The 17,385-nt window shown below is 71.4% G+C and carries 13 protein-coding genes; 5 read left to right on the top strand and 8 right to left on the bottom strand.

The window, feature by feature from the left end; translation table 11 throughout:
* The first annotated feature begins 255 nt into the window (after positions 1-255).
* From G6G98_RS09355 to G6G98_RS09345, 3 genes are read left to right on the top strand one after another with little or no spacing between them, the layout of a single operon-like run.
* Positions 256-4,302 (top strand): Ig-like domain-containing protein, encoded by a 4,047-nt coding sequence (locus G6G98_RS09355; RefSeq protein ID WP_164234703.1) that lies wholly within the window; start codon positions 256-258, stop codon positions 4,300-4,302.
* The gene (locus G6G98_RS09350; protein WP_067347429.1) at positions 4,302-4,919 is read left to right on the top strand and encodes an SGNH/GDSL hydrolase family protein; all 618 of its coding nucleotides are present in this window, start codon (positions 4,302-4,304) and stop codon (positions 4,917-4,919) included. Before G6G98_RS09355 ends, G6G98_RS09350 begins: the two co-directional genes overlap by 1 nt.
* 18 nt (positions 4,920-4,937) lie before the next feature.
* Entirely contained in the window at positions 4,938-5,591 is a 654-nt protein-coding gene (locus G6G98_RS09345; RefSeq protein WP_084788116.1) for a GntR family transcriptional regulator, read from the top strand.
* Here G6G98_RS09345 and G6G98_RS09340 read toward each other — a convergent pair.
* The 7 genes from G6G98_RS09340 to G6G98_RS09310 all read right to left on the bottom strand — a co-directional run bounded on the left by G6G98_RS09340 (position 5,588) and on the right by G6G98_RS09310 (position 13,097).
* A complete protein-coding gene (locus tag G6G98_RS09340) occupies positions 5,588-6,409 on the bottom strand; it encodes an amidohydrolase family protein (RefSeq protein ID WP_164234704.1) in 822 nt (273 codons plus the stop codon). The genes G6G98_RS09345 and G6G98_RS09340 overlap by 4 nt on opposite strands.
* Positions 6,393-7,337, bottom strand: coding sequence for an aldo/keto reductase (locus G6G98_RS09335; RefSeq protein ID WP_067347423.1), 945 nt, complete (start codon positions 7,335-7,337; stop codon positions 6,393-6,395). The genes G6G98_RS09340 and G6G98_RS09335 overlap by 17 nt, the downstream gene beginning before the upstream one ends.
* The gene (locus G6G98_RS09330) at positions 7,307-8,089 is read right to left on the bottom strand and encodes a ribonuclease activity regulator RraA (protein ID WP_164234705.1); all 783 of its coding nucleotides are present in this window, start codon (positions 8,087-8,089) and stop codon (positions 7,307-7,309) included. Before G6G98_RS09330 ends, G6G98_RS09335 begins: the two co-directional genes overlap by 31 nt.
* On the bottom strand, positions 8,086-9,993 hold the full coding sequence (locus tag G6G98_RS09325; RefSeq protein ID WP_243842071.1) for a hypothetical protein: 1,908 nt from the start codon (positions 9,991-9,993) through the stop codon (positions 8,086-8,088). The genes G6G98_RS09330 and G6G98_RS09325 overlap by 4 nt, the downstream gene beginning before the upstream one ends.
* Before the next feature lie 2 nt (positions 9,994-9,995).
* The gene (locus tag G6G98_RS09320) at positions 9,996-10,850 is read right to left on the bottom strand and encodes a carbohydrate ABC transporter permease (protein WP_067347413.1); all 855 of its coding nucleotides are present in this window, start codon (positions 10,848-10,850) and stop codon (positions 9,996-9,998) included.
* A complete protein-coding gene (locus tag G6G98_RS09315; protein ID WP_067347409.1) occupies positions 10,850-11,764 on the bottom strand; it encodes a carbohydrate ABC transporter permease in 915 nt (304 codons plus the stop codon). The genes G6G98_RS09320 and G6G98_RS09315 overlap by 1 nt, the downstream gene beginning before the upstream one ends.
* A 67-nt stretch (positions 11,765-11,831) precedes the next feature.
* The gene (locus G6G98_RS09310; protein ID WP_164234706.1) at positions 11,832-13,097 is read right to left on the bottom strand and encodes an ABC transporter substrate-binding protein; all 1,266 of its coding nucleotides are present in this window, start codon (positions 13,095-13,097) and stop codon (positions 11,832-11,834) included.
* 113 nt (positions 13,098-13,210) lie between these two features.
* Between G6G98_RS09310 and G6G98_RS09305 the strand changes: the two genes are divergently transcribed.
* Positions 13,211-15,514, top strand: a complete 2,304-nt coding sequence (locus G6G98_RS09305) for a glycoside hydrolase family 95 protein (protein ID WP_164234707.1) — start codon at positions 13,211-13,213, stop codon at positions 15,512-15,514.
* Positions 15,515-15,556: 42 nt separating this feature from the next.
* Here G6G98_RS09305 and G6G98_RS09300 read toward each other — a convergent pair whose 3' ends face one another.
* Positions 15,557-16,093, bottom strand: coding sequence for a CGNR zinc finger domain-containing protein (locus tag G6G98_RS09300; RefSeq protein WP_164234708.1), 537 nt, complete (start codon positions 16,091-16,093; stop codon positions 15,557-15,559).
* A 39-nt stretch (positions 16,094-16,132) separates the two neighbouring features.
* On the opposite strand from G6G98_RS09300, the gene G6G98_RS09295 reads away from it, so the two are divergent.
* Positions 16,133-17,185 (top strand): EamA family transporter, encoded by a 1,053-nt coding sequence (locus G6G98_RS09295; RefSeq protein ID WP_164234709.1) that lies wholly within the window; start codon positions 16,133-16,135, stop codon positions 17,183-17,185.
* Positions 17,186-17,385 lie beyond the last annotated feature (200 nt).

The following is a 17,385-nucleotide window of genomic DNA, read 5'->3' as shown; positions in this document are numbered from 1 at the left end:
CGTCCTTGGCCTTGGGGGATGAGGGGCACGATCACTGTGCGGAGCGGGTGATCTCAGTATTTCCAGAGAAGTTCGCACACGTCAACACGTGAGCGCAATCGGTAGAAGATGTGATCTTTTGAAAGATGATGGTCTCAATCTATCTGGAATCGATCCTTGATACTCGATTATCGATTGACTATCCTCCTGAGAGTCGCGTGTGCGACGCGCCGGACGGACCCCCGCCGTCCGGCTCCTCGAGAGTACGGAGACGCAATGAAGCGTGTGCTGGCATCCCTCGCCCTCGCGGCGGTGCTCGGATCAGCTCTGATAGCGACCGCCCCGACCGCGGCCGCCGCGGATGAGGCGGCCCTCTACATCGCGCCGGGGGGTGACGACACGGCAACCGGCGCGATCGACGCCCCGCTGGCCACCCTCGAGGGCGCGCGCGACCGCATCCGCCAGCTGAAGCAGGACGCGGGACTGCCCGCCGGCGGGCTCACCGTCTACCTCCGCGAAGGGGAGTACCTGCGCGACGCCTCCTTCGAGATCGGCGAAGCCGACTCCGGCACCGCGGAGGCTCCCCTCACCTATCGCTCGTACCCGGGTGAGACGGCGACCCTCACCGGCGGACGCGACCTCCCCCGCGACGGCTTCGCCCCCGTCGCGGACGCCGCCGTGAAGGAGCGCATCGTCGAGGCGTCCGCGCGCGACCGCGTGCTGGAGATCGACCTCGCCGGACTCGGCATCACCGACTACGGCCAGCTCAGCCGGCACGGCTACTGGAAGGCCAACGACGTCAGCACCACCCCGCCGATGGAGCTCTTCATCGACGGGCAGGGGATGACCCTCGCACGGTGGCCCAACGCGGACGCGGCGAACCCGACCGTGCAGTTGGGCGACATCATCGACCCCGGACCCACCCGCAAGGACGCGGACCTGCAGGACCGCGGCGGCACCTTCACCTACGGATACGACCGCCCGCGGTTCTGGACGAACGCGGAGGACGTCTGGCTCGACGGGATCTTCGGCTACAGCTGGGAGTGGTCGTACAACAAGATCGAGAGCATCGACACCGAGGCGAAGACCATCACGCTGCGCTACGGCGAGATGTCAGGGATCATGAAGAGCTGGTTCCCCGACTTCCACTTCGCGCAGAACCTGCTCGAGGAGCTCGACGCACCCGGCGAGTACTACATCGACCGCACGTCCGGGAAGCTGTACCTCATCCCGAACGCCGCGTTCACCGCGGGCCGCGGCGACGTCACCGTGACCACGCTCGACGAACCGATGCTCCGGGCCGACGGCGCCTCGTACGTGAACTTCGACGACCTCGTCATGGAGTACGGCCGCGCCACCGCCGCCGTCATCCTCGGCGGCTCGCACGTCACCGTCTCGCGCAGCGACATCCGCAACTTCACCGACGGCGGCGTGCTCATCAACTCGCCCGGCCGGTACACCTACGACGGCATCCCGGTGAACCGCGGCGGCCGCGACCACGCCGTGCTGGACAGCCGGCTGACCCACATCGGCGGCGTCGGCGTCGTGCTCCAGGGTGGCGACAAGGTCACGCTGGCGCCGGGGCGCAACCGGGTGGAGAACTCCGAGATCGCCGACTTCGCGTACTACCACAAGGCCTACAACCCCGGCGTGATGTTCGACGGCGTCGGCAACGTCGCGCGCGACAACGAGATCCACGACGCCCCGCACCCGGGCATCATCGTGCACGGCAACGACCACCTCTTCGAGCGCAACGAGGTGTACGACGTGTGCAAGCTCTTCCACGACCTCGGCGCGATCTACATGAACTCCGGCAAGACGCCGCAGCAGCGCGGCCACGTGTTCCGGGAGAACTACTTCCACGACATCGGGGTCGGCATGGCCGGCGTCGAGGGCATCTACGCCGACAACTTCACGTGGGACCTGCAGATCGAGAAGAACATCTTCGTCAACATGGGCAACAGCGCGATCAAGAGCGGCTCGGCCGACTACATCGAGGCGCGGAACAACATCTTCGTCGACGCCTTCGTGCCCTACGACAACTACGAGCAGTGGATGGGCGACCAGGAGGGCAATGTGGTCGATCGCGACTACATGCCCGCCTGGCGTCAGGTCTTCGCCGACAACAACGACTTCGTCGGAACGCCCTACCTCGAGAAGTACCCGGAGCTCACGCACTTCTTCGAGGACAACCACTACTACCCCGACCACAGCACCTTCGCGCAGAACGTGGTGTGGAACCCGAACCGCAAGCCGATCGCCGGTCTCAACGACCAGGGTGCCAAGGACGGCAAGAACCTCCTCAACTACGAGGCGAACTGGGTGGCCACCGCCGACCCGGGGTTCGTCGACGCGGCCGCGGGCGACTACCGGCTGAAGGAGGACGCGGCGGTGTTCTCGCAGATCCCCGGCTTCGAGGCGATCGACTTCGCGGAGATCGGCGTCGCCGGACACATCGGCCAGACCCAGCAGCCGCAGACCGTCGCGCTGGAGGCCATCGCCTTCGACGGCCCGCGGGTGACCCTGGATGCCGGCGACGAGGTGCGGGTGCGCGCCGTGCCGCTCCCGTGGAACGCGGACGACGCGGCGGTGACGTACGCGTCGGCCGACCCGGCCGTCGCCACCGTCTCGGACAAGGGGATCGTGCTCGGTGCCGGGCCCGGCGCCACGACCATCACGGCCACGGCCGTGGCGGATGCCGCCAAGACGGCGACCATAGAGGTCGTCGTCGAGGAGGGCGACGGGGTGCTGCACTTCACCGACTTCGAGTCCGGTGCGAACGGCTGGCCGACCGACCCCAACCGGAGCATCCAGGTCGACGCCTCGGGTGACAGGGTGTACCGCATCGTCAAGGGCGCGAACGCCGTGCTCCCGCGCGACTTCACGGAGTTCGTGCTGGACTTCGACGTGACCACCCCGGCGACGACGCCGGCGGGCTCCGGCCTCGTGATCTACGACCGCAACGGCAAGGGCGGCGGGTTCATCCGCTACCGCAACGCCGCGGCCGGACCGACCTGGACGATCTTCGACGACACCTGGAAGGTCGTCGCCGAGCAGGTGCTGCCCGCCGAGAAGGCGCTGCCGGCCGGAGCGACCTCGCACGTGCGGGTCGCCGTGCAGGACGGCCGGATCCGGATCGTCGTGAACGGCGAGATCGCGCTCGAGGGCGCCGATCCCGGCCCCGGCAAGGCCGGACGCGTCGGCTTCTACGTCGAGGGCTACGCCTCCCTCGACTTCGACGACATCGGCTTCTCGCTCTCCGGGGTGCCGGTCACCGGGGTGACCCTCGATGCGGAGGAGGTCGGGCTGAACGTCGGCGAGCGCCGCAGCGTCACGGCATCCGTGGCGCCGGAGGACGCGAGCGACGCCCGCGTGGCGTGGACCACCGGCGACGCCGGCGTCGCGACGGTCGTCGACGGCCGCATCGCGGGCGTCGCCGCCGGGACCACCACGATCACCGCGACCTCGGTGGCGGACCCGTCGCTCAGCGACACGGTGACGGTCACCGTGACGGATGCCGCCTATCCGGTGACCCGCCTCGACGCGCAGCTGCGGGATGCCGCGAACTGGACCACCTCGGGCGTCATCGCGGTGGACGAGAGCGGAGTGACGATCTCCGGTCAGGGCGTGCACGGCTACGAGGCCGAGCGCTTCGGCAGCACCCTGCTGCAGGTCGACGCGGACTTCGGCGCCTTCGACGGAGGCTGGTACGGCTTCCAGGTGCGCTCCGACCAGACCGGCCTCCCCGCCTGGCAGAACTCGAACACGGGCTACCTCGTCGTGTTCAAGGAGGACGTGATCGAGTTCCAGAGCTGGTCGCCGGGGCAGACCATGCTCGACGTCATCCCGAACACCGTCATCGACCCGGGGACGACGCATCGGATCGAGTTCGGCGCGATCGCCGAGCCCGGCGGCACGCGCGTGGTGCTGCGGGTCGACGACGCCACCGTCTGGAACGTGCTCGACGCGAGGCAGAACCTCCGCATCGGCGCCGACGGCTTCTTCAACATCTACCACTACGGCAAGACGAACACGTTCACGGTGCGCCCGACGCCGCCTCCGGCGACCGTCACCGGGATCGCGTGGGCGGCGGACGCCGCGCCGAAGACCGGATACGCCGTCGGCGAGGAGCTCTCGGTGGACGGCATGCTGCTCGATCTGACGTGGAGCGACGGCACCGTGACGCAGAAGGCCGTGACCGCCGATATGGTGAGCGGGTTCGACAGCCGCAAGGTCGATCCGCGCCAGACGATCACCGTCGCCACCGACGGGTTCACGGTCGAGCTCGAGATCTCGGTGCGGAAGAAAGCGAAGGAGCAGTGATGACCCCCGCCACACGCATCGTCTTCATCGGAGACTCGATCACCGACGCCGGCCGGGATCGGGAGGATCCCGCGTCCCTCGGCGACGGCTACGTGTCGCTGCTCGCACCCGAGCTCACCGCGGGCGGGGCGACGGTGCGCAACCTCGGCATCGCGGGGAACAGGGCCGTCGACCTCGCAGCCCGGTGGGACGACGAGCTGATGCCGACGGAGCCGGACCTGCTGACGGTGTACGTCGGCGTCAACGACATGTGGCGGCGGTTCGATCGGGACGACCCGACCTCGGCGGAGGACTTCGAGGCGCGGCTGCGCCCGCTGCTGGAGCGAGTGGTGGCCGTCCACCGCCCGCGCCTGGTCCTCATGGAGCCGTTCTTCCTCCCGGTGGTGCCGGAGCAGACGGCGTGGCTGGAGGATCTCGACGGCAAGCGCGCCGTGGTCCGAGCGCTCGCCGCCGAGTTCGGGGCCGAGCTGGTGCCGCTGCACGAGGTGTTCACGGCGGCGGCGGCCGAGCATCCGGTGGCCGCGCTGGCGCCGGACGGCGTGCATCCGACCCCGCTCGGATCCCGCCTGATCGCCGACGCCTGGCGGGCGGCCGCGTTCATTAGCGATAGTCGATAACGAAAGTACACTGGGAACATGACGGATGCTCTGGCCACTGCCGGACTGCAGCGCGGGCTGCTGTCCGATCAGATCTACGCGATGATCAAGGCGATGATCAAGGACTCCACGCTCGCCCCGGGCGAGCAGCTGGTGGAGTCGCAGCTGGCGCGCCAGCTGCAGGTCAGCCAGGCTCCCGTGCGCGACGCGCTCAAGCGCCTCGCCCACGAGGGCCTCGTCTCGCACGTGCGGCATCAGGGCAACTTCGTCGCCAGCTATTCCGCCGAGGAGGCCGAGCAGGCCAAGGTCGCGCGGGTCGAGCTCGAGGGCCTCGCCGGGCGACTGGCCTGCGGGGCCCTCGGCGCCGAGACGCGCGCACTGCTCACCGGGCTCATCGAGCAGATGCACGACGCCGCGGAGAGCACGGATCTCGCGCGCTTCCGCGAGCTCGACTTCGCCTTCCACCGCGCCGTGATCGAGGCCAGCGGGAACGCCTATCTGCCGCGGATGTGGGACCTCCTGGAGCCGAGCCTGCGCGTCATGCACGTCCTCGGGGACCCCCGCTTCACCGGCGACTGGCACGAGGTCGCGGAATGGCACCGGGGGCTGCTCGACGTCCTCGACGCCGGCGACCCCGAGGCGGCATCCGCGCTGTTCCGCAGCCACGCCGCCGGCACGCTGCTCGACGGCTAGAGCGCGTACAGCCGGGTCGCCGTGCCGGCCCAGAAGGCGGCGGAGGCGGCCGGGTCCAGTGCGGGCATCGCGTCGATCGTCGCCGCGATCACGTCGTCGTAGCCGCACCGGCGCACCGACATCGGCCAGTCGCTGCCGAACATCAGGCGGTCGGCGCCGAACGCCTCGAACGCCGCCGTGACGACCTCCCGGGATCCGGCCCCGGCGCGTGCGGGGAGATCGAGGCCGGAGACCTTCGCGGACACCCCCGGCGCGGACGCGGCGACCGCCAGGGCCGAGAACCACGCGGCATCCGCCCGGCCGGCACCCAGGCCGAGATGGCAGATCACGATGCGTGCGGCCGGATGCCGGCGCGAGAGGGCCGCGACCGCGGGGAGCTGCTCGGGGCGCACGAGCATCTCGAGCACCCCGCCCGTGCCACCGAGGAAGGCGGCCAGGGCGTCGAGCCCGGCCACGTCGGCGAGATCGGCGGCGCACTGCGGCACCGCCGCCCGGAACCCGGCGACCGCGGGGGAGAGGGCGGCGGAGGTGCGTCCGCTCGGGGCTGCGGGCGCCGGCGCGTACTGCAGCACGGCGCGGCGGATCAGGGGATCGCCGCCGGCGAGTGCGGCGAGCCAGCGGGCCTCGGCGAGCGAGTCGGCGGCCTGCACCGCGATCGCCGCCTCGACGCCGGCCGCGGCGGCCGCCGCGCGGAGGTCGCCGGCGGCGGCGGCGCGGGGAAGGCCGAGATCGTCGCGGAACCAGGGGAGGGGGAACGCGCGCACGTCCCAGACGTGGACGTGCGCGTCGACGATGCGCGGGTCAGGCCGCAGCGGCATCCAGCTCCGCCCACAGCGGCTCCGGCACCGCGGCGTCGAGGCCGTCGACGAAGGCGTCGACCTCCTCGGGCGTGCGCGCGCCGACGACCACGGCATCCGCTCCTGCGCGCAGCGGGAACTGCACGGCCGCATCGGCCAGGCGCACCCCGTGGGCGCGGCAGAGGTCGCGCAGGCGCAGGGCGCGGGCGCGGACCTCGGCCGGGGCCGGCTTGTACTCGTAGTACGGGGAGGCCACCGGGTCGACGAGGATGCCGGAGTTGAACACCCCTGCGGCGATGACGCCGATCCCGCGTGACGCCGCGATCGGCAGGAGCCGCTCCTGCGCCGTGCGGTCGAGAAGGGTGAGCCGGCCCGCCTCCATCAGCACGTCGAGGGGCGCCTCCGCGGCGTAGCGCTCCAGCGGGTCGAGCCGGCCGAGCCCGACGCTGATCGCCCGCACGACGCCCTGCTCCCGCAGCTCCGCCAGCGCGGGGAGGGCGCCGGCGACGGCGGCGTCCACGTCGAGCGGATCATGCAGGTGCAGCACGTCGATGCGGTCGACGCCGAGCCGCGCGAGACTGCCCTCGAGGCTCCGCCACACGCCGTCGCGGCTGAGATCGGCGACGGAGTCGTGACCGCTCGCCGCACCCGTCACCGGCCGTCCCTCGGCATCGACGAGCAGCCGGCCGACCTTCGTCGCGATGACGACGTCGTCGCGCGGCACGCCCGGGAGGGCGAGGCCCAGCTTGCGCTCGCTCTCACCGGAGCCGTAGAGCGGCGCCGTGTCGAAGAGGCGCACGCCGCGGGAGAGCGCGCGCTCCACGGTCGCCACGGCGTCGGCATCCGTCACCGGCGTGAAGAGGTTGCCGATCGGCGCGCAGCCGAGGCCGACCCCCTCCCGGACCGCGACGCCGGGGCTCAGCGGACGGAGCTCTGCGCGGTGCGCCATGTCTCGTACTCCTCGCGGCTGTCGGGCGTGAGCGGGTAGTAGTCGCTCAGCCGGGCGCCGCCGTCGAGACGGAGGCGGCTGAAGACCTCCCACTCCTCATGATCGCGCGCGGACTCCACGACGCGCGGCGCCATCGCCTTCGGCACGACGACGGGGCCGTCGTCGTCGGCGACGACGAGGTCGCCCGGCATGCACAGCGCGCCGCCCACGGCGACGGGCACGTCGTAGGCCCAGGGGACGAGCTCGGACTGTGAGGCGTAGTGCGGGGTCGTGCCGGTGGACCACACCGGGATCCCGAGCTCGCGGATGCGCCCCGCGTCGCGGATGCGCCCGTCGACGACGATGCCGGCACCGCCCTTGCGGGCGAAGTAGCGGGCGAGGATGTCGCCGATGCAGCCGGAGAACCGGCTGCCGTACGACTGGATCACGAGCACGTCCCCCGGCTGCACGGCCTCGAGCACGTGCCACAGCGCGGTGTGCCGCTCGGCGTACTCCTGCCCCGCGCCCGACGCCATGTCCTCCCGCTGCGGCATGAACTGCAGGGTCAGCGCGGACCCCACGACGCGCTGACCGGTCGTGAGCGGCTCGGGCCCGTCGATGTAGCTGCGACGGATGCCGAGCTCGTGCAGCTTGGCGCAGGCGGTGGCCGACGAGATCGCCGAGAAGGAGTCGAGCACCTCGGCCGGCGCGCGGTCGTAGGCGGCTCCGCGCACCGGAAGGGCGAAGTCGGGGCGGATCAGTTCGGTGCTCATGCGGCTCCTCCGATGGCGAGATGGCGCGGCGAGCCGGTCGCGCGCGCGATGGTCAGGTCGAGGTCGGCGCCGTGCGCCGGAGGGAGTGCGACCACGAGGTCGTCGTCGCACTCCCACGTGCGGGTGCGGGTCGCTCCGACCGGGGCGGCGTAGCTGCCGGAGGCGCCGGGGTACCCGCCGGGCTCCTCGAACGAGGCGGTGACGGCGACGATGCGGTCGAGGCCGAAGCGCCCGCCGCGGAGCCGGACGGTGCGCGCGTGCACGGTCGAGGTGTTGACGAGCCGCACGCCGGCGCCGTCCGCGTCGAGGCGGTGCACCACGGCCGCGACGTCCTCGGGGAGACCGGGGCGGCCGCGGTCGACGTCCTCGTAGCGCAGGGCGGTGAATCCCAGCCCGCCGTTGTACAGCACCTGCGGCGCGCCGGCGACGAGCTGGGTGAGGACCTCGGTGACGACGGGGTTCACGCGCTGCCAGAAGTGCAGGTGCGCGGCATCCGGGTCCTGGTCGTCGCCCAGCATCATCGCCGTGCGCCGCGCCACCTGGCCCAGGGCCATCTCCAGGGCCCGCTCCGGGTAGTCCGGCAGGCGGCCGTCGAGGAAGCGGATCCAGCCGGCCTCGTGCCCGGCCTCCTCCTTGTCGCGGAAGGGGGCCACGGGGTCGGCGGAGGCCGGCAGCGCGTCGATCGCGCGCTGCAGCAGGGCGCGATCGGCGTCGGAGCGCGACCACCACCACAGCCAGGTCGGCAGGTCGAGCTGCAGGGGGCCGTGGTCGAACCACCCGTCGACGCCGTAGCGGTAGGGAACGAGCAGTCCGGGTTCGGACGCCGCCGCGCCCAGCCGGGCCAGCCAGCCGCCGCGGAGGCTGTAGGTGCTCTCGGCGGCGCTGCCCGGCCGCGCCTGCGCGAGGACGGTGCCGAGCATCGTGCGGACGAGATCGAGCGCGCGGTCGTCCCCGGTCACGAGCGCGTGGTTGAGCGCGCCGATCAGGGCGCTCATGCCGACCGAGTGCAGGCCGTGCGGCCAGGTCCAGCCGTAGTGGCCGCCCCACCAGCGGCCCTCCTGGAGGGAGCCGGCGACGCCGTCGGGGCCGACGCTGTCGGGCAGCATCCCGCCCTCGGCGCGGGCGATCCATCCCTCCACGTACCGGCGCACCCAGGCGGCGGACTCCTCGTCGCCGTCGTACAGCCAGCGGTTCGCCGCGAGCGAGGTGGCGGCCAGGTTCACGGCGACGTCGCCCGCGGCGCGCCGGTTCATCTCGGCAGCCATCCGCCGGGCGTTCTCGGGATCTGCGAGGTCGTCCCAGGTGCGGATGCCGTCCAGACCCTGGATCGGCAGTCCGTACGGGCGCATCTCCGCGCGGTCGGCGGAGTACGGGACCACGACGTCGTCGAGCCCGTCGCGCGCCCCGAGGGCGCCGTTGTGCGGGGCACGGATGATGTTGCGAACCGGATCGTAGTTGCCGTGCGCGGGGTCGGTGAACAGGGCGGCGAACCTCGCGGCGCGCGCCGCGAAGGCGTCGTCGGCCGGATCGGCGGCGCACAGGCCGGCGAGGAGCAGCAGGGACTCGCCCTGGTGGAACCAGTCGTAGCCGTTGTCGTACTCGTCGGTGAGCATGCCCGCTTCCGTGAGCTGCGCGGTCACCCCCTCCCAGTGCCGCTTCGCGTCCGCGAGCGCCTCGTCGGCGCCGCCGAGGAGATAGAACGCCGGCCAGTTGAAGAAGGGCTCGTACAGGTCGTCGACGCCGTCGCGGTCGACGAACTCGGCGACGCCGCGCAGGCGTCCGTCCGGGAGGGTGTAGCGGTCGCGGAACACCTTCCTCGCCTCCTCGATCTCGGCGAAGAGGCGTCGCTGCAGCACCGCCCACGCCGGGACGGCGCGCAGCGGGCTGGTGAAGGAGTCGGTCATCGTCAGCCCTTCGTGGCGCCGGCGACGAGGCCGCCGATGATGTGGCGCTGCATCACGATGAAGAACACCATGGCGGGCAGCACGGCGAGCAGCAGGGTGGGGAACACCTGCGTGTAGTCGGTGGAGAACTGGCCGACGGCCGCGTACACGCCCGTCGTCACCGTGTAGATCCCCGAACTCGGCCCGAGGATGATCTGCGGGCTGACGAAGTCGTTCCAGACGCCGATCGAGTTCAGCACGACGATCGTCGCGACGACCGGCCTCATGATCGGGAAGATGCACGACCAGAACGCGCGGACGGGGCCGGCGCCGTCGAGGGCGGCCGCCTCGTCGATGTCGCGGGGGACGCTGCGCAGGTAGGCGGTGAACAGGAAGATCGTCACGGGGAGCGTCGCCGCCGTCTCGAACAGGATGAACCCGGGGATCGTGTTGATCAGCCCGAGGACGCGGAGCACGAACACCACGGGGATGAGCGTGACCTGCCCGGGGATGAACAGTCCCGACACGAACAGCAGCAGCAGGCCCAGGTGCCACTTCGAGCGCCCGCGGGCGATCACGTAGGCCACCGGGGCCGCGAGCGCGATGCAGCAGACGTTCACCAGGAGCACGAAGAGCAGGGTGATGCCGTAGGCGGCGATCACGTTGAACCGGCTGCTCGTGATCGCGGCCCAGAGGTAGTCGAACGTGAAGCTCTGCGGGGTGATGAGCAGCGGGTTCTCGATGATGTCGGCCTGCGGCTTGAACGCGTTGATCAGCATCGTGTACATCGGGATCAGCATCGTGATCGCGAGGACGGCGAGCACGATCCAGCGGACGGCGCTGACCACGAGGGCGGGGCGGTTGCGGGTCTGCTTCATCAGTCGGTCGCCTTCTGCTCGGAACGGCGGCGCACCAGCGTGACGGCGAGGCCGATGATCGCGGTGACGACGAGGAGCACCATCGACTGCGCGGCGCCGAAGCCCAGCGCGGAGTTCGCGAAGGAGTCCTTGAGGATCTGGTAGACGATGGTCTGCGTGGAGCCGGCCGGCCCGCCGTCGGTGAGCGACAGCACGACGTCGTAGGCCTTCAGCAGCCCGACGAGTGTCAGCACGAGGTTCACCGTGAAGACCGGGGCGATCAGCGGCAGGGTGATCGAGCGGAACTGCTGCCAGCGGGTGGCGCCGTCGACGGTCGCCGCCTCGTAGTACTCGGCGGGCACGGACTTGATGCCGGCGAGGAACAGGATCATGTTGAAGCCGAAGTGCGACCACACGATGGTGAAGATCACGCTCGCCTTCGCGAACGCGGGGTCGGTGAGGAACGGCATCGCGGGCAGCCCGATCGCACCGAGCACGCCGTTGACCGCGCCGTCCGGCGAGAGCATCGCCGACCAGATGAAGCCGATGATGAGGGCGCTGATCACGTAGGGGTAGAAGAAGATCGTCCGCAGCACGGTGTTCGCGCGCCCGGGCCCCGCGATGAGGGCCGCGACGGCGAGGCCGACGGCGTTGCAGAGGATCGTCCCGACGACGGCGATGATGCCGGTGAAGATCGCCGCCTGCACCGACCGCGGGCTGCGGAAGGCCTTTGCGTAGTTGTCCCAGCCGACGAACGAGAAGTTCAGGCTGTAGCCGTTCCAGTCGGTGAAGCTCAGCACGGCGGCGAGGATCATCGGAATCACGAACATGGCGATGAAGACGGCCACGGCCGGGCCGCCCATGAGGATGCCGGGCAGCCGATGCCGCCACTGCTGCAGCGCTGTGCGCCGGCGCGGGGCGAGGGTCGAGCTCATGCGTCGACGCTCCTTCCTTCGGAGGATGCGCCCGGGGCGGGAGGAGCCGCCCCGGGCGCGGTCGCGGTCAGCCGGCGTTGGCGGCGAACCAGTCGTCCATGGCCTTGATGACGTCGGCGGCGGGGGTGCCGCCGATCAGGGCCTGGGTCTGCGTGTTGATCTCTCCGGAGTAGCCGTCGGGGAGGGTGCGCTCGCCGTAGCCGCCGCCGGTGGGGGTGTAGGCGTCCGCCGGAGTGTCCGCGACGATCTGCAGCAGCTCCTCGCCGAGCGGCGTCATTTCGTACTCGTACCCGTCGCGGAAGTTCCCGTCGACGGCGAGCTGGTCGGTGACCGCCTTCTCGTCGGTGACGAGGAACTCGATGAGCTTCGCCGCGGCATCCTGGTTCTTGCTCGCCTTGAGGATCGAGTAGGGGCTGGCGATGTTGGCGCCCATCGCCGGCTGGTCCTTCGCAGCGGCCGCCGGGGCGCGGAAGACCCCGATGTCGGCGGAGTCCGCCGCCTTCGCCTGCGTGCCGGCGAACCAGCTGCCCATGGAGTACACGGCGGTCTTGCCGGACAGGAAGGCCTGCTCGGCGTCGGGGTACTTGATGCCCAGGGCGTCCGTGGGGATGTAGCCCGCGGCGACCCAGTCGGCGTAGGTCTCGATGGCGTCGCCGTAGGTCTCGCCGAACGTGACCTCGCCCGAGGAGACGTCCTGGAACCAGGTCGGGTCCTCGGCGATCACGGTCGGGAGCGCGAGCGCCTGCAGGGTGTGGCTCGTCATCCAGTCGCCGCCGGTCTGGATCGGAGTCCACCCGGCGTCCTTCAGCTTGCCCAGCGCCTCGGTGAGCTCGTCGACGGTCGTCGGCAGCTCGTCGATGCCGGCCTCGGCGAAGGCGGTCTTGTTGTAGAAGAACAGGCTCTGCAGCTGGAAGCCGATGCCCGCCATGTAGTTCTTGCCGCCGATCGAGTACTGGTCGGCGAGCGGCCCCTCGGCCGCCCACTCGTACTGGGAGAGGTCGACGAGCTCGGGCGCCAGCTTGGTGGTCGGCGCGATCGACTGCACCACGTCGGGAGCGTCGCCGGCGGCCAGCAGCCGCGGCACGGCCGCCGCGACGCCCTCGGCGCCCGGGTTCTGGATGACCACGTCGATGTTCGGGTTCTCCTCCTCGAACGGCGCGACGAGGTCGTTCCAGAACTCCTCGGTGAGGTTGGGGGTGACGTTCACGAGCATGCGCAGCGTGATCTCCTCGTCGGAGGAGGGGTCGCCGCCGGCGGCTCCGGTGGAGCAGCCGGCCAGGGCGAGCACCGAGGCGGCGAGGCCGACGGCGGGGAGGAGGCGGTCCTTGATCATCGTTGATCCTTTCCTGATGCATGGGGGAGGGCCATTCGGGAGATTACACTAATCGATAATCGTTTGTGAAGTGTTCGACGGGATCTCCGTGCACAACGAGGATGAGGAGCGAGATGTCCGAACACCGAGACCGCCTGCACGTCCTGCGGTACCCCGAGCCTGCCCGCGAGTGGGTGGAGGCGCTGCCGCTGGGCGACGGCAGCCTGGGCGCCATGTGCTTCGGCGGCCTGCTGTCGGAGCGGATCGCGCTCAACGACGACACGGCGTGGTCGGGTTCTCCGGCCAGCGAGCGGATGCCGCCGCTGGTCGCGGGAGCGGACGCCATCGAGGCCGCGCGCGCCGCGATCGCCGAGGGCCGGCATGCCGACGCCGACAGGGCGCTGCGCGGCATCCAGCATCGGCATTCCCAGGCGTACCTGCCGCTCGCCGACCTCCGCGTCGACATCTCCGGGGTCGCAGGAGAGGTGACGGAGTACGAGCGGATGCTCGATCTGCGCACGGCGACCCACGAGACGCGCGGCGCGGTCGGCGGCGTCGGGATCACTCGGCGGACCTGGGTCAGCGCGACGGACGGGGTGCTCGTGCACGAGATCTCCGCCGCCGAGCCGGTGGCGGTGCGCATCGGCCTGGAGACGCCGCTGCGGCTCCTCGGCGCCGTTCGGACGGGGCCGCTGCGGTCGATCACGATCCGGCTGCCGGCCGACGTCTCGCCCCCGCACGACGACGTGGCCGACCCCGTGAGCTACGCGGGGGAGTCGCTGCGGGCCGCCGTGGCGTGCCGCGTCGAGCACGACGGGGTGGAGCGCGACGGCGTGCTCGAGGGTGTCCGCGTGCTCCGTCTCGTGCTGGCGGCGCGGACGACCTACGCCGGTCCTCGCCGCCCGCCGGAGGGAGACGAGGCGACGGCGCTCGCCGCGGCCTCCGCCAGGATCGCGGCAGCCGCCGCGCGCCCGGCGGCCGCCCTCCACCGCGATCACGTCGCGGCGCACGCCGCCCTCTACGACCGGGCCGAGCTCGAGCTGGAGGGTCTCGACGCGGACACCCCCTCGCGCCTGGCCGCCGTGCAGAGGGGCGACTCCGAGGACCCGGCGCTGACCGCCCTGCTCTTCCACTACGGCCGCTACCTGCTCATCTGCTCCTCCCGCCCCGCCAGCCTGCCTGCCACCCTCCAGGGCATCTGGAACGAGGACCTTCCCCCGGTGTGGAGCTCGAACTACACCGTGAACATCAACCTCCAGATGAACTACTGGGGCGCGGACGTCACCGGGCTGAGCTGCCTCCTCGAGCCCGTCATGGACCTGCTCGAGCACATCGCGGCCGGGGGTGCGGAGACCGCCGCGCGGCTCTACGGCGCACCGGGCTGGGTGCTGCACCACAACACCGACGCGTGGGCGTACACGCAGCAGATCGGACACGGCCGTCACGACCCCGCCCACGTCTTCTGGCCCTTCGGGGGCGTGTGGCTGCTCGTGCAGCTCTGCGACTCCCTGCGGTTCGGCGCCTCAGCCGGCCTGCGCGACCGGCTCGTACCCTTGATGCGCGGCGCCGTCGAGTTCACGCTGCACTGGCTGCGGGCCGACGGCGACGGGATGCTCGGCACCTCCCCGTCGACGTCTCCGGAGAACGTCTTCACGGTGCCCGGCGGGACATCGGGGCTGTCTGCGGACTCCGCGATGGATCTCACGCTGGCCGCTCAGCTCCTCGACCGGTTCGCGGCGCTCGCCGCGGAGACCGGGGACTCCTCTGCGCTCGTCGCACGGGCGGCCCGCGCGCGGTCGCGCCTCAAGCCCCTGCGCCTCGACGCGCAGGGGGCCGTCGCGGAGTGGGGCGGGGAGGAGGCGGCCGCCGACCCTCACCACCGCCACGTCTCGCCGCTGGTGTTCCTCTACCCCGGCGCCGACGAGCCCTCCGCGGCGCTCGCGGCCGCCGCGGCGCGTCTGCTCGACCTGCGCGGCGACGAGTCGACCGGCTGGTCGCTGGTCTGGAAGGCCGCGCTCCGCGCGCGGCTGCGCGACGCGGGTGCGGTCGAGCGCCTGCTCGCCCTGCTGCTGCGCGACATGTCGGAGGATCGCGGGGGCTTCTCCGGCGGCCTGTACCCCAACCTGTTCGCGGCGCACCCGCCGTTCCAGATCGACGCCAATCTCGGCCTCGTCGGCGCGATCGCCGAGACGCTCGTGCAGTCCCACCGCGGCGAGATCGAGCTGCTGCCCGCCTGGCCGGCATCCCTCGGCGCCGGACGCGCCAGGGGCATCGTGGCGCGTCCGGGCGTGACCGTCGACCTCTCCTGGGGGCCGGACGGCGTCTCCGCGAGGCTCGAGGACGCCCATCCCGGCGCGGCCGGGCGTCATCGGGTGCGCTGGCGCGATCAGGTGCTCGAGGTGGACGTGCCGGGATCCGTGCGGTTCCCGTCGCGCTGAGCGATCCACTCGTCGACGAGCTTCGGCATCCGCAGGACGAGGTCAGGCCTCGGCGCGGCGCGCACGGTAGGCGGCGACGGCGTTGCGGTTCGCGCAGGTCGTGGAGCAGTAGCGCTTGGAGCGGTTGCGCGACAGGTCGAGGGCGAGCGCCTCGCAGGTGTCGTCGGCACAGATCGTGATGCGCGAACCCTCGTCGGAGCGGATGACGTCGGTGAGCGCCATCACCGTCTCGACGAGGATGCGCTCGGCGAGCGGCCGATCGTCGGCGATCGCGTGCAGGTGCCAGTCGAGGCCGTCGTGCCGGCGCAGCTGCGCGGTGAGCGTGACCTCGGAGAGCGCCGCGTTCACGTGCTCGGCCATCTCGTCGCGGGGAGCGAGGAGCATCGCTCGCAGTCGCGGGCGCAGTGCGCGCAGGGCGGCGAGCTCGGCATCGTCGTGGTCGATGCGCCCGGTGTACGGGTACTGCGCGACGAAGGCGTCGGCCTCGGCGCGGGTGGTGAGCGAGTCGGGATCCTCCGCCGAGTTCACGAGTCCGACCGCGGCGCGGAGGGCGTCTTCGGTGTCATCGGTGAAGATCATGTTGACATCTTACATGGCTCCGGAGTAGCGTCACATGTCATGAGCACTGTTGTCGATGACACTCGTCGAATCGCGCCGCGCCGCGGCATGAACGCCGGGCTGCTCTTCGCACTCGGCGCCGCGCTGTCCTTCGGCACCTCCGGCGTCTTCGCCCGCGGCCTCATCGATGCCGGCTGGTCGCCCGGTGCTGCCGTGACCGTGCGCATGTGGGTCGCGGCGCTGGTCCTTCTCGTACCGACGCTGCTGGCTCTGCGCGGCAAGTGGGGCATCGTGCGTCGCCACGCCGGCATGGTCGTGCTCTACGGGCTCCTCGCCGTCACCCTCGCGCAGCTGTGCTACTTCCAGGCCGTCGCGGTGATGGACGTGGGCATCGCGCTGCTCATCGAGTACACCGCCCCGATCGCGGTGATCTTCTGGCTCTGGTTCCGCAGGGGGGAGCGGCCCACCAGGCGCAGCCTGCTCGGCGCGGGCATCGCGTTCATCGGACTCGTCCTCATGCTCGACGTGCTCACCGGCGCGCAGGTGAACCTGGGCGGCATCCTCTTCGCCATGGGGGCGATGGTCGGCGCCGCCACCTACTTCATCCTGTCCGGCAAGGGCGACACCGGACTGCCGCCGATCGCGCTCGCCGGCCTCGGCCTGCTCATCGGATCGCTCGGCCTCACGGTCGCCGCCCTCGTGGGGGTGCTGCCCTTCGAGTGGACGACCGCCGACGTCGAGTTCCGCTTCGTCACGGTGCCGTGGTTCGTGCCCGTGCTCGCCGTCGGCGTGATCTCCACCGCCCTCGCCTACAGCTTCGGCATCGTGTCGACTCGCAGGCTCGGCTCGCGCCTCGCCTCCTTCGTCGCCCTGTCGGAGGTCGTCGCGGCCATGGTGTTCAGCGCGATCATGCTCGGCCAGGTGCCCGGTCCGATCCAGGCGCTCGGCGGCGCGCTGGTGCTCGCCGGCGTCGTGCTCGTGAAGCTCGGTGAGCCGGCGGCTGACGAAGCGGATGCCAATCGGGCGGACGCCGATCGGGCGGATGCCGATCGGGCGGATGCCGACGACCCCTCGGCCGTGCGCCCGCAGGTGACGGTGCTTGACGGGGTCTGACGCCACCTGAGGGCGGATGGCGCCGCCGGCGCGCCGCATCTCGCCCGATCCGGTGCTTCGGCCCGCGGTTCAAGGGCGAGCGGCGCGACGCCGGGATGAACGCTCGGCGCCCGAGTTGCGGCTGTTGAGCGAGCGAGTCGAAACGCCTGTGTCTTGTCCGGTCGTTGAGCGAGCGGAGCGAGTCGAAACGCCCTTCCGAG

Origin of the sequence: Microbacterium hydrocarbonoxydans, from assembly GCF_011752045.1 — a bacterium.
Lineage (GTDB): Bacteria > Actinomycetota > Actinomycetes > Actinomycetales > Microbacteriaceae > Microbacterium.
Note: the sequence above shows the minus strand (reverse complement) of the source record. Positions and strands in the feature narration are given on the sequence as shown.